The 13,127-nt window shown below is 67.0% G+C and carries 10 protein-coding genes; 8 read left to right on the top strand and 2 right to left on the bottom strand.

The window, feature by feature from the left end:
- The first annotated feature begins 214 nt into the window (after positions 1-214).
- The 6 genes from BQ7391_RS09735 (at position 215) to BQ7391_RS09760 (ending at position 9,133) form a co-directional block, all read left to right on the top strand.
- Entirely contained in the window at positions 215-2,059 is a 1,845-nt protein-coding gene (locus tag BQ7391_RS09735) for an ABC transporter ATP-binding protein (protein WP_075280411.1), read from the top strand.
- Entirely contained in the window at positions 2,049-4,073 is a 2,025-nt protein-coding gene (locus BQ7391_RS09740) for an ABC transporter ATP-binding protein (protein WP_083662188.1), read from the top strand. The genes BQ7391_RS09735 and BQ7391_RS09740 overlap by 11 nt, the downstream gene beginning before the upstream one ends.
- 225 nt (positions 4,074-4,298) lie before the next feature.
- Positions 4,299-4,763: a MarR family winged helix-turn-helix transcriptional regulator gene (locus tag BQ7391_RS09745; RefSeq protein ID WP_083662189.1), complete on the top strand. Its 465-nt coding sequence runs from the start codon at positions 4,299-4,301 to the stop codon at positions 4,761-4,763.
- Between the two features lie 23 nt (positions 4,764-4,786).
- Entirely contained in the window at positions 4,787-6,610 is a 1,824-nt protein-coding gene (locus tag BQ7391_RS09750; protein ID WP_394805980.1) for an ABC transporter ATP-binding protein, read from the top strand.
- Entirely contained in the window at positions 6,603-8,531 is a 1,929-nt protein-coding gene (locus BQ7391_RS09755; protein ID WP_075280412.1) for an ABC transporter ATP-binding protein, read from the top strand. Before BQ7391_RS09750 ends, BQ7391_RS09755 begins: the two co-directional genes overlap by 8 nt.
- A 209-nt stretch (positions 8,532-8,740) precedes the next feature.
- Positions 8,741-9,133, top strand: a complete 393-nt coding sequence (locus tag BQ7391_RS09760; protein WP_075280414.1) for a MerR family transcriptional regulator — start codon at positions 8,741-8,743, stop codon at positions 9,131-9,133.
- Positions 9,134-9,161: 28 nt separating this feature from the next.
- Here BQ7391_RS09760 and BQ7391_RS09765 read toward each other — a convergent pair whose 3' ends face one another.
- Entirely contained in the window at positions 9,162-9,998 is an 837-nt protein-coding gene (locus tag BQ7391_RS09765; protein WP_075280416.1) for an MBL fold metallo-hydrolase, read from the bottom strand.
- Positions 9,999-10,142: 144 nt separating this feature from the next.
- Between BQ7391_RS09765 and BQ7391_RS09770 the strand changes: the two genes are divergently transcribed.
- Positions 10,143-10,619, top strand: coding sequence for a universal stress protein (locus tag BQ7391_RS09770; RefSeq protein WP_075280417.1), 477 nt, complete (start codon positions 10,143-10,145; stop codon positions 10,617-10,619).
- Between the two features lie 128 nt (positions 10,620-10,747).
- Here the strand turns inward: BQ7391_RS09770 and BQ7391_RS09775 are convergent, their stop codons facing one another.
- A complete protein-coding gene (locus BQ7391_RS09775; RefSeq protein WP_075280418.1) occupies positions 10,748-11,425 on the bottom strand; it encodes a Crp/Fnr family transcriptional regulator in 678 nt (225 codons plus the stop codon).
- A 112-nt stretch (positions 11,426-11,537) separates the two neighbouring features.
- On the opposite strand from BQ7391_RS09775, the gene hcp reads away from it, so the two are divergent.
- Entirely contained in the window at positions 11,538-13,103 is a 1,566-nt protein-coding gene (hcp, locus tag BQ7391_RS09780) for a hydroxylamine reductase (RefSeq protein WP_200799606.1), read from the top strand.
- Positions 13,104-13,127: the final 24 nt, after the last annotated feature.

Consider the following 13,127-nt stretch of genomic DNA (forward strand, 5'->3'; position numbering starts at 1 on the left):
TCCTTGGATGGGCCTTACATTTGGCGACGGGCGTGCAAAAGGGACAGGCACCTTTGCACGGTTAGCTGTGCAAAGGTGCCTGTCCCTTTTGCACGCCCCCCTCCGCACGCCTGCCCCTCTGCGCGGTTTGAAGGTACCGTGCGAATATTCTCACGGTACCTTGAAATGTTCTGTGGCGCGTCGCACAATTGCTCTCTGTGTCGAAAGGAGTCATATGAAGAAAAAGAAGGAAGGGCAGGGGCTCACCGGCCGCGAGGTCATAGGCACCCTCAAGGGGAGCATCCGCGAGTTCAAGGGAGCCTCGATCGCCACGCCGATCATCGTCTCCGGCGAGGTCGTGATGGAGGTCGCCATCCCCTTCGTGACCGCCCAGCTCATCAACTCAATCCAGGCGGGGGCCACCCTGGGGGAGATGCTCCCCTACGCGGGCGTCCTCGTGGCGATGGCGCTCGCGTCCCTCTGCTTTGGCATCGGCGCCGGCGTCACCTGCAGCCAGGCGAGCTGCGGCCTGGCCATGAACCTGCGCCACGACGTCTTTGCCGCGGTGCAGCGCTTCAGCTTCGCCAACATCGACCAGTTCTCGTCGAGCTCGCTCGTGACGCGCCTCACCACGGACATCACCAACGTGCAGCTCGCCTACATGATGATTATCCGCACGGCCATCCGCTGCCCGCTCCTTCTGATCGCAGGCATCGTCATGGCGTTCATCATGGCCGGCCCGCTGGCGCTCGTCTTCGTGATCATCGTGCCCATCCTGGGCTTTGGCCTCTACAAGGTCGTGCGCACCGTGCACCCGATCTTCCGCTCGGTCTTCCACAAGTACGACGCCCTCAACGAGTCCATCGAGGAGAACGTCACCGGCATGCGCGACGTCAAGAGCTACGTGCGCCAGGACTATGAGAAGGAGAAGTTCGGGCGCGCCGCCCAGGACGTCTGCGCCGACTTCACCCGCGCCGAGAAGATCCTCGCGCTCAACACGCCGATGATGAACTTCGCCGTGTACACCGTCTTCGCCGTGACGCTGCAGTTCGGCAGCTACCTCATCATCTCGAGCCAGGGCACGCTGCTGAACGTCGGCCAGCTCTCGGCGCTCACCACCTACGGCTTCATGATCCTCATGGCGCTCATGATGGTCTCGATGGTCTTCGCCATGATCACGATGGCGCAGGAGAGCGCCGAGCGCATCTGCGAGGTGCTGCGCACCGAGCCCACGATCAAGAACCCCGCCCACCCCGAGACCGAGATGCGCGACGGCTCCATCGACTTCGACAACGTGACCTTCAAGTACTCTGAGAAGGCCGAGCACCGCGCCCTCGCGGAGATCGACCTGCACATCAAGAGCGGCGAGACCATCGGCGTCATGGGCGGAACCGGATCTGCCAAGACGTCGCTCGTGAACCTCATCAGCCGCCTCTACGACGTCACCGAGGGCTCCGTGAAGGTGGGCGGCGTGGACGTACGCGACTACGACCTCGAGTTCCTGCGCAACAACGTGGCCGTGGTCCTGCAGAAGAACGTGCTCTTCTCGGGCACCATCAAGGAGAACCTGCGCTGGGGCAACCCGGACGCCACCTACGACGAGCTCGTCGAGGTCTGCAGGCTCGCCCAGGCAGACGAGTTCATCCAGCAGCTGCCCAAGAAGTACGACTACTACATCGAGCAGGGCGGCACCAACGTCTCCGGCGGCCAGAAGCAGCGCCTGTGCATCGCGCGCGCCCTGCTGAAGCACCCCAAGGTGCTGATCCTGGACGACTCCACCTCCGCCGTCGACACCAAGACCGACGCGCTCATCCGCGAGGGCCTCAAGTCCTACCTCCCCGAGGCCACCAAGATCATCATCGCCCAGCGCGTGAGCTCGGTGCAGGACGCCGACCGCATCCTCGTGCTCGACAACGGCCACGTGGCCGGCCTCGGCACGCACGAGGAGCTGCTCGAGAGCTGCCCGTTCTACCGCGACACCTACCTCGCGCAGAACCGCACGAGCCAGGAGGCCGAGAAGGACGACGATGCCGCCGCGGACGTCGCGCCCACGAAGGGAGGTGAGGCGGATGGCCGCTAACAACAACTCCGCCGAGAACATCCTCAAGAACGTGACCGGCTCCAACCAGCCCACCGAGCCCGAGCGCGAGCCGGAGCGCCAGAACGTCGCCGGCCGCCAGGTCGCCCGACCGCAGAGGCGCGGGGGCCGCGGCAGGACGCTCGGCCGCCTCATCAAGATGCTCTTCTCGTTCTATCCCAGGATGCTCCCGCTCGTGATCCTGTGCATCGTGGTTTCGGCCGTGCTCTCGGCCCTGCCCGCCACGTTCATGCAGCGCACGCTCGAGATCGTAACCGCCCACTGGGAGGGCGGCGACTGGGAGGCCGTCGCCGGCCAGATCGGCTCGCTCGTGCTCACGCTCGTGGGCATCTACGTGGTGTCGCTCGTGCTCAGCTTCACCTGGACCCGCGCGATGGCCATCATCACGCAGGGCTCGCTCGAGAAGTTCCGCGAGCGGCTCTTCGGCCACATGCAGGACCTGCCGATCAGCTACTTCGACGAGCACCAGCGCGGCGACATCATGAGCCACTACACCAACGACATCGACGCCCTGCGCCAGATGATCGGCCAGTCGCTGCCCAACATCACGCTCACCTTCGTCACCCTCATCTCGGTCTTCTCGGTGATGATCTACTACAGCGTGTGGATGGCCGCGGTCATCGTGGCGGGCGTCCTGTTCATGAGCTACATGACCAAGGTGCTGGGCTCTCGCTCCGCGCGCAACTTCGTGGCGCAGCAGAAGGAGATCGGCGTCGTGGAGGGCCACGTCGAGGAGGTCATGAACGGCCAGCGCGTGGTCAAGGTCTTCTGCCACGAGGACGCCGCGCAGGACGACTTCGACGTGCTCAACCGCAGGCTCTTCGAGGCGAGCCGCGCCGCCAACATGTACACCAACACGCTCGGCCCCATCCTCATGAACCTCGGCAACCTGATCTATGTCATCGTGGCGCTCGTGGGCGGCGTGTTCATCGAGACCGGCGTGCCCAACCTCTCCATCTCGGGCCTGCCCTTCTCGATTGCCGTCACGGTGCCGTTCCTCAACATGACCAAGCAGTTCGCCGGCCAGATCGGCCAAATCTCCCAGCAGATCAACTCCGTGGTCATGGGCCTCGCGGGCGCCGAGCGCATCTTCGAGCTCATGGACGAGCCCGTGGAGCAGGACCAGGGCTACGTGGAGCTCGTGGCCTGCACCATCGACCGCGAGGGCAACGTCACCGAGTGCGACCGCCGCTCCGAGAACTGGGCCGGCCAGTGGGCGTGGAGGCACCCGCACGGCGACGGCTCGCTCACCTACACCCCGCTCGCGGGCGACGTGCGCCTCTTCGACGTCGACTTCGCCTACCGCAAGGGCCACACCGTCCTGCACGACGTGAGCGTGTGGGCGAAGCCCGGCCAGAAGGTCGCCTTCGTCGGCGCCACGGGCGCGGGCAAGACCACGATCACGAACCTCATCAACCGCTTCTACGACATCGAGGACGGCAAGATCCGCTACGACGGGATCAACATCAACAAGATCAAGAAGAGCGACCTGCGCCGCTCCCTGGGCGTGGTGCTCCAGGACGTGAACCTCTTCACGGGCAGCGTCATGGACAACATCCGATTTGGCCGGCTCGACGCCACCGACGAGGAGTGCATGGCGGCGGCGCGCCTCGTGGGCGCCGACGGCTTCATCAAGCGCCTGCCGGACGGCTACAACACGATGCTCACGGACAACGGCTCCAACCTGTCCCAGGGCCAGAGGCAGCTCCTCTCCATCGCCCGCTGCGCCGTGGCGGACCCGCCGGTGATGATCCTCGACGAGGCCACGTCCTCCATCGACACGCACACCGAGGCCATCGTCCAGCGCGGCATGGACGCGCTCATGACCGGGCGCACCACGTTCGTCATCGCGCACCGCCTCTCGACGGTGCAGAACTCCGACGCGATCATCGTCCTGGACCACGGCCGCATCATCGAGCGCGGCAGCCATGACGAGCTCATCGCCAAGAAGGGCACCTACTACCAGCTCTACACCGGGGCCTTCGAGCTCGAGTAGCGCGGGTCCTCGACAAAGGTTGACAAAGGTGACAGGGTCATCTGTCAGGTTTTTCCTGACAGATGACCCTGTCACCTTTGTCAACCTTTGTCATGACCTCTCGGCGACGCTGCGTCGCATTGCTCGGTACCGCGAGGTTTTTCGCATGGTACCTTGACTTCACCGCGCGAGGGTCTCAGAGTGTGGTTTGGAACGTTTTCAGATTCGGGAAGGAAGGAGGCTGCCGTGCGTGAGAAGGGGGACGGCACGCGGCCGGAGAGCGAGGCGCTGCGCATCATGCGCAACCTCGGGTTCTTTGGCTACTACCTCCACGTGCACTGGGGCGGCAGGAACGGGAAGCAGCACATCCTCGTGGAGCTTCTCGCCCACGAGGGAAGGATGACGCAGCGCGACCTCCAGGAGGCGTCGTGCATCACGTCCGCCTCGCTCTCCGAGGTCATCGCCAAGCTCGAGGCCGAGGGCCTCGTCGAGCGCGAGCGATCGGAGACCGACCGCCGCCAGCTCACGGTGACGCTCACCAAGCCGGGGACGGAGCGGGCGCGCGAGGTGCTGCGCACGCGCGAGGAGTTCGAGAGGCTCGCCTTCGACTGCCTCTCCCCCGAGGAGACCACGCAGCTCGCCAGCACGCTCGACCGCGTGGCCGCCCGCTGGATGGAGATCGAGGCCGAGAAGAGGGGTGATGACCGATGAGCCTGCTGCCGAAGAAGCCCGTCATGGACCAGGAGTTCGTCAAGACCGCCGCGCACGTGAACTACGCGACGGTGGGCCGCAAGCTCACCGAGAGCGTGCGCGAGTACAAGACCGCGGCCGTCGTCACCCCGCTGCTCGTCCTCGGGGAGGTCGTCTTCGAGGTCATGATCCCGCTCTACACGGCCGACCTCATCGACGCCATCAAGTCCGGCGCCAACCTGAGCCAGATCCTCTCCACGGGGGGCGTGCTCGCGCTCATGGCGCTCGTCTCGCTCGCCTTTGGCGCCGCGGCCGGCCTCACGTGCGCGAAGGCCTCGACCGGCTTCGCGAAGAACCTCCGCAAGGACATGTTCTATAACATCCAGACCTTCTCGTTCGCCGTGATCGACCGCTTCTCCAGCTCGTCGCTCGTGACGCGCATCACCACGGACGTCATGAACGTCCAGATGGCCTACATGATGCTCATCCGCACCGCCATCCGCTCGCCGTTCATGCTCGTGCTCGCGTTCATCGCGGCCTACAGCATGGCCGGGTGGCTCGCCCTCGTCTTCGTGGTCATCATCCCGGTGCTGGCGGTCGCCCTGTTCGCCGTGATCCGCAAGGTCGTGCCCGTGTTCCGGCGCATCTTCCGCAAGTACGACGCCCTGAACGAGCGCGCCGAGGAGAACCTCGCCGGCATCCGCGTGGTCAAGTCCTACGTCCGCGAGGACTACGAGAAGGAGAAGTACGACCGCGCCGCGACCGAGGTCCAGAACGACTTCACCTACGCGGAGCGCATCCTCGCCCTCAACGCGCCGATCATGAACTTCTGCATCTACACGGTCATGGTCTTCGTGATCTACGCCGGCTCCTTCGCCATCGTCTCCACGCGCGGCGAGCTGCTCGACGTGGGGCAGTTCTCCTCGCTCATCACCTACGGCTTCATGATGCTCATGCAGCTCATGATGCTCTCGATGATCTTCGCCCAGGTCGTCATGAGCGAGGAGAACGCGCGCCGCATCTACGAGGTCCTCGACGCGAAGACCACGATCGACCAGCCGGCAGACCCCGTGACCGAGGTCGCCGACGGCTCAATCGACTTCGACGGCGTCGGGTTCTCCTATCGCGGGGACAGGGACCACGAGGCGCTCCGAGGCATCGACCTTCACATCAGGAGCGGCGAGGTCATCGGCGTCATCGGGTCGACGGGCTCCGCCAAGTCGACCCTCGTCCAGCTCATCCCGCGCCTCTATGACGTCACGGAGGGGTCCGTCCGCGTGGGCGGGCGAGACGTGCGCGACTACGACCTCGAGACGCTGCGTGACGCCGTCGCCATGGTGCTCCAGAAGAACGTGCTCTTCTCGGGCACCATCGCCGAGAACCTGCGCTGGGGCAACGAGCACGCCACCGACGAGGAGGTGCTCGAGGCGGCGCGCCTCGCCCAGGCGGACGAGTTCGTCCAGACCTTCCCCAACAAGTACGACACGTACATCGAGCAGGGCGGCACCAACGTCTCGGGCGGCCAGAAGCAGCGCCTCTGCATCGCGCGCGCACTCCTCAAGCGCCCCAAGATCCTCATCCTCGACGACTCGACCTCGGCCGTCGACACCAAGACCGACCGCCTCATCCGCGAGGGCTTCAGGAACTACCTGCCCGAGACCACCAAGGTCATCATCGCCCAGCGCACCTCGAGCGTCGAGGACGCCGACCGCATCGTGGTCATGGACTCGGGCACCATCAACGACATCGGGACCCACGAGGAGCTCCTGCGCCGAAACGCCATCTACCGCGAGGTCTACCTCTCGCAGAACAAGCAGAGCCACGACGAGCGCGAGCTCGGCGAGCTGGAGGTGAGCGCCGATGAGTAGGAACATGCACCGCGGGCGGGCGCCCAAGTCGATGGGCAGGACCGCCCTCAGGGTCCTCAAGATGCTGCGCGGCTTCTACCCGATCATGCTGCCGGCCGTCGCGTGCTGCATCCTCATCCAGTGCGTCGTCCAGGCGATGCCGAACGTCTTCATGGAGCGCGCGCTCACCGTCGTTGGGCAGACCTGGGAGTCCGGCGACTGGGCCGCGGCGCAGCCGCAGATCTTCGCCAACGCAGCGATCCTCGCCGCGCTCTACTTTGCGAGCCTCATCTGCAACGCCGTGTGGCAGCAGTGCATGGCCATCATCACCCAGGGGTCGCTCAAGAAGTTCCGCTGCCTCATGTTCGACCACATGCAGGACCTGCCGATCAGGTACTTCGACACGCACCAGCACGGTGACGTGATGAGCTACTACACCAACGACATCGACGCCATGCGCCAGATGATCGCCCAGTCGCTCCCCCAGCTCTTCCTCACGATGCTCATGCTCTGCTCGGTCGGCTGCATCATGCTCTGGTACAGCCTGCCGCTCACGCTCGTCGTGGTGGGCGGCGCGGCCATCATGGCGCTCCTCGGCAAGACGCTCGCGAGCCGCTCGGCAAAGAACTTCCTGCGCACGCAGCGCGCCGTGGCGGCCGTGGAGGGCCTCGTCGAGGAGGTCATGAACGGCGAGAAGGTCGTCAAGGTGTTCTCCCACGAGCGCCAGATCGAGCGCGCCTTCGACGAGCTCAACGACGAGTACCAGGACGCCGCCTGCACGGCCAACTCCTACGCCAACACGCTCATGCCCATCCTCATGAACGCCGGCAACCTGCTCTACGTGATCGTCGCCGTGGCCATCGGCGTCTTCCTGGTGCTCGGCATCCCCAACCCCGCCATCTCGGGGCTGCCGCTCACCATCGCCGTGGGCGTGCCGTTCCTCAACATGACCAAGCAGTTCGCCAACCAGATCGGCCAGATATCCAACCAGGTGAACTCCGTGGTCATGGGCCTCGCGGGCGCCGAGCGCATCTTCGAGCTCATCGACGAGGAGCCCGAGCAGGACGAGGGCTACGTCGAGCTCGTGGCCTGCACCATCGACCAGGACGGTACCGTGCGCGAGTGCCAGCGCCGCGACGGGCACTGGGCCGGCCAGTGGGCGTGGAAGCACCCGCACCAGGCCGACGGCACCGTCACCTACACACCGCTCGCGGGCGACGTGCGCCTCTTCGGCGTCGACTTTGCCTACGAGCCGGGCCACACGGTCCTGCACGACGTCTCGCTCTACGCCAAGCCCGGCCAGAAGGTCGCCTTCGTCGGCGCCACGGGCGCGGGCAAGACCACGATCACCAACCTCCTCAACCGCTTCTACGACATCGAGGACGGCAAGATCCGCTACGACGGGATCAACATCAACAAGATCAAGAAGCCGGACCTCAGGCGCTCGCTCGGCGTGGTGCTCCAGGACGTGAACCTCTTCACGGGCACCGTCATGGACAACATCCGCTACGGCCGGCTCGACGCCACCGACGAGGAATGCATCGCCGCCGCGCGCCTGGCCGGGGCCGACGACTTCGTCAAGCGCCTGCCGGACGGCTACGAGACCATGCTCACGGACAACGGCACCAACCTCTCGCAGGGCCAGCGACAGCTCCTCTCCATCGCGCGCGCCGCGGTCGCGGACCCGCCGGTCATGGTGCTCGACGAGGCCACGTCCTCCATCGACACGCGCACCGAGGCCATCGTCCAGCGCGGCATGGACGCGCTCATGACCGGGCGCACCACGTTCGTCATCGCGCACCGCCTCTCCACCGTGCGCAACTCCGACGTCATCATCGTGCTCGACCATGGCCGCATCATCGAGCGCGGCACGCATGACGAGCTCATCGCCAAGAAGGGCACGTACTACCAGCTGTATACGGGCGCCTTCGAGCTCGAATAGCGAGAAGGACCCCGAGCGGGGCGACAGGGGTCATGACAAAGGTGACAGGGCCATCTGTCAGGAAAAACCTGACAGATGGCCCTGTCACCTTTGTCATGACCCCTGTCGACCTTTTTCAGGCGCCCACGGCGCAAAACTCGCAGGTTCTTCTCGCTTGACGCCGACGTTGCGTCGCCGTCTACCCTGAGGTCACAGGAAAGGAGACCCTCATGAACGCACAAGGCTACACCGTCGGCGAGCTCGCGGACCTCGCCGGGGTCACGGTATTCACCCTGCGCCACTACGACCAGCTCGGCCTGCTCCACCCGTCGCGCGACGCGCACAGCAGGTATCGCCACTACGGTCCCAAGGACGTCGACCGCCTGCAGGAGATCTTGCTGTTCCGCCGCATGGGCGCGCCGCTCTCTGACATCGCGCCCCTGCTCAAGGGCAACCGCGCGGCCCGGCGTGCGGCGCTCGCCCAGCAGCTTGAGGCGCTTCGCGCGGAGCACGAGGAGACCGACCGCCTCATCGCCACCGTCGAGCGCTCGATCGAGGCCCTCGACGGCAAGGCGAAGATGACGGACGAGGAGAAGTTCGAGGGCCTGCGCCACACGGCCTAGCCCCTCCTGCCGCGCGCGGCGCGGCGCCTCACAGCTCCGCCCGGCTCCCCACATGCAGGTAGCGCACCCGCCCGCCGAGCTCGTCTCGCAGGATGGCGAAGGCGTCGGTTCCGGTGCAGTGGAACGTGAGGTAGCTCGCCCCGCGCGCGGCGAGCTCCGCTGCGAGCGCGCGCGTGAGGGCCTCGTCCTCGACGGTGCCGCCGCTCGGGTCCATGAGGTGGAAGCCCGCGACAACCGCGTTGAGCGGCGCTCCGGCGATTGCCTCCGCCTCGTCCATGAGGTTCAGGATGCCCCCGTGCGAGCAGCCCGACACCAGGGTGCGACGCCCCTCCTCCTCGACGAGCAGGCTCTGCTCGTGCAAGAACCGGTCGGGCTCGAGCGCGCCCCCGCGACGCTCCAGGAGGCGACCGTTTGAGCGCGCGACGGGACGGGCCCGCCGCGTCGTGGTGAACAGCGTGAGCCCGCCGCCCAGGGCGTGGCGCTCCCCCACCATGCGAACGCGCGGGTCCGCCGCGAGGGCCGGGTCGAGGCCGATGGCGTGATGGCGCTCCGGCGTCCCCGACGCATGCTCCTCGAAGGCCCGCTCGCGCGCGTAGACCGGGATCTCGCGCCCCGCAGCCGAGCACATCCCGAGAAACGCGGCGAGCCCGCCGCCGTGGTCATAGTGGCCGTGGCTCACCACGGCGAGGTCCGCCTCTCCAACGTCCACGCCGAGCGCGCGGGCGTTGGAGAGAAACCCGTCGTCCGGCCCCATGTCAAAGAGGACGCGCCGGCCGTCCGCGAGCTCGAGCCAGAGCGAGAGCCCGTGGCGCGCCAGCAGGCGGCTCGAGGGCGTCGAGTTCTCCATCAGCACCGTCACGCGCATCGCATGCCTCCGCTCGTCCCAGCCTCCCCATCTCGCATCATACGCCTGCGGGCTTCTCCCGTGCGCTCGCCGAGGCAGAGGCCCCCTCGGCGCCGAGGGGGTATAACCACCTCAACAGTACGCAACGTCACGAGGGAGGTAACCATGTACTTCAAGAACATCCTGGTCCCCTATGACGAGTCCGAACACGCCAAGAGCGCCCTTCACATCGCGCTCGGGCTGGCGGGGCCCTACCCGGAGGCGCGGGTGAGCGTGCTGACCGTCATCGCCTCGGCCGCGCTGCCCAACCCCACGCTGCTCGGGGACGGGGGGATCGGCACGCCCTATGCCATCGCGGACCCGGCAACCTATGAGCGGCTCATGGACTCCGTCGTCAAGAACGCCCGCGCGGACGCGCAGGAGATCGTCGACCAGTCGCTCGACGGCGCCGAGTGCAAGGTCGTGGCAGACGCTGTCATCTCGAACTCCCCGGTCGAGGGCATCGCCGAGTACGTGAAGAGCCACGACATCGACCTCGTGGTCATGGGGCGGCGCGGCCTCGGCGCCCTGCGCGGCATGATCGGCAGCGTGAGCTTCGGCGTGCTTCGCTCCGTCGACGTGCCGGTCCTCACCGTGAAGTAGCGTGACGGGGGCGAAGGCGCCGTCGCCGCCCCGCCCCGTCACATGCGCCCAGACAGAGCCAGCCGACGTTCTTCTCCCCTTCCGGGGCTCAAAACGTCGGCTGGCTCTGTCTGGGCGAGATGGGAACGTCAGCCCCGGCGCCCACCCGGGCCGGCGAGAAGCTCGAAGTGGCTCCTGCGGGTCACGATGAGCCCGTCGCGCTGCATGCGCGAGAGCTCGGCGGACAGGGCGCTTCGGTCCACCCCGAGGTAGTTCGCGAGCTCCTGGCGGGAGAACGGGATGACGAAGGAGCGCGACCCGCGCTCGACCGCCTGCTCGGAGAGATAGGAGAGGACGCGCTCCCTGATGGTGCGCGGGGCGATGTGCATCATGCGCCGCGAGAGCGCGACGTTCTTCTCGGCGGAGACGCGCAGGAGGTTGCCGATGACGCGGTGGTGTCGGGAGCAGGCGCGCTCGCAGGTGGCGAGCAGGGAGGAGGTCCGCAGCAAGAGGACCGTCGCGTCCTCGGCGGCCACGATGTCCACCAGGGTCTCGCCGCCCGGGATCGCCGAGTACGCCTCGGCGAAGATCTGCCCGGGGCCGAGATGCGCGAAGATGGCCCGCTCCCCCCAGTAGTAGTTCGCCTCGACGTTCACGCCGCCCTCGAGCACGACCCCCAGGCGCGTGACCACGTCCCCCGCGCGATAGACGCGCTCCCCTCGCCCCAGCCTCAGCTCGCGCGCGTCCAGACAGGGGAGCATCCCCTCTATGTCCCCGGGGTCCACGCCCTCGAAGAGCGCGGAGTGTGAAAGCGCGATGTAGTCCATGGGAGCCTCCCTCTATGTTGTAGAAACAACATACGCCTTCCCCCGCGAGCGGTAAACCTTGTCAGGAAGAGGCCGTCCGCCGGATGGCCGCCCCGAGGGCAAGGAGGCCCAGATGGCTACGACAGGAAACGAGATGTTCTGCTTCCAGTGCGAGCAGACCGCGGGCTGCAGCGGGTGCACCGGGAGGGCGGGCGTGTGCGGCAAGCCCGCCGACGTCGCCCGCCTGCAGGACGAGCTCACGGGGGCGCTCGTGGGCCTCGCGCGCGCCGTGAGCGAGGAGGGCGCCCCCGCCGGGGTCGCGAGGCTCGTCCTCGAGGGGCTCTTCACCACCGTCACCAACGTGAGCTTCAACGCCCAGACGGTGCGCGAGCTCACGGCGCGGGTGCGCGGCGCGCGCGAGGCCCTCTCCCCCGCCCGCGACGCGAGGGAATACGACCTCGACCTCATCTGGAACGACCCCGACGAGGACGTGCGCTCGCTCAAGTCGCTCGTGCTCTTTGGCCTCCGCGGCATGGCCGCCTATGCCTACCACGCCATGGTGCTCGGGTACACGAGCGACGAGCTCGACCGCTTCTTCCTCAGGGCGCTGCGCTCGCTCGGCGAGCGGCTCGGCCAGGACGAGCTGCTGCCCCTCGTGCTCGAGGTCGGCGAGAAGAACTACGCGTGCATGGAGCTCCTCGACCGCGCCAACACACAGACGTACGGCGTCCCCGAGCCCACCGAGGTCTCGATGCGCATCGAGCGCGGGCCCTTCATCGTGGTCTCCGGACACGACCTCTTTGACCTGCACGCCCTCCTGGAGCAGACCGCGGGCACCGGGGTCTCCGTCTACACCCACGGCGAAATGCTCCCCGCCCACGGCTACCCCGAGCTCAGGAAGTACCCCCACCTCAAGGGCAACTTCGGCACCGCGTGGCAGAACCAGCAGCGGGAGTTCGACGGCATCCTGGGCGCCGTCCTCTTCACCACCAACTGCCTCATGCCGCCCCGCCCGAGCTACGCCGACCGCGTCTTCACCACCGAGGTGGTCTCCTACCCCGGGCTCGTGCACGTCGGTGACGACAAGGACTTCTCGCCGGTCATCGAGCGGGCGCTCGAGCTCGGCGGGTATCCCGAGGACGTGCAGATGACCGGCATCAACGGCGGCACCACGCTCACCACGGGCTTCGGGCACGGCGCGGTGCTCTCCGTGGCGGACAAGGTGGTCGACGCGGTGAAGTCCGGCCAGATCAGCCGCTTCTACCTCGTGGGCGGATGCGACGGCGCCAAGCCGGGGCGCAACTACTACACCGAGCTCGTGGAGCGGACCCCCGCCGACAGCGTGGTGCTTACGCTCGCCTGCGGCAAGTACCGCTTCAACGACCTCGACCTCGGCACGGTCGCCGGGCTGCCGCGCCTCATGGACATGGGGCAGTGCAACGACGCCTTCAGCGCCGTGACCGTGGCCTTGGCGCTGGCCGACGCCTTCGGGTGCGACGTCAACGAGCTGCCGCTCACCATCATCCTCTCCTGGTACGAGCAGAAGGCTGTGTGCGTCCTTCTCACCCTGCTCTACCTGGGCATCAGAAACATCAAGCTCGGGCCCACGCTGCCCGCCTTCGTCTCTCCCAACGTGCTCGCCTACCTGGTCGAGCACTTCGGGGTCTCCCCGATCTCCACGCCGGAGGAGGACCTCTAGCCCCGTGCGGGGGCGGGGCACCCG

This window comes from Thermophilibacter provencensis (assembly GCF_900128445.1).
Classification (GTDB): domain Bacteria; phylum Actinomycetota; class Coriobacteriia; order Coriobacteriales; family Atopobiaceae; genus Thermophilibacter; species Thermophilibacter provencensis.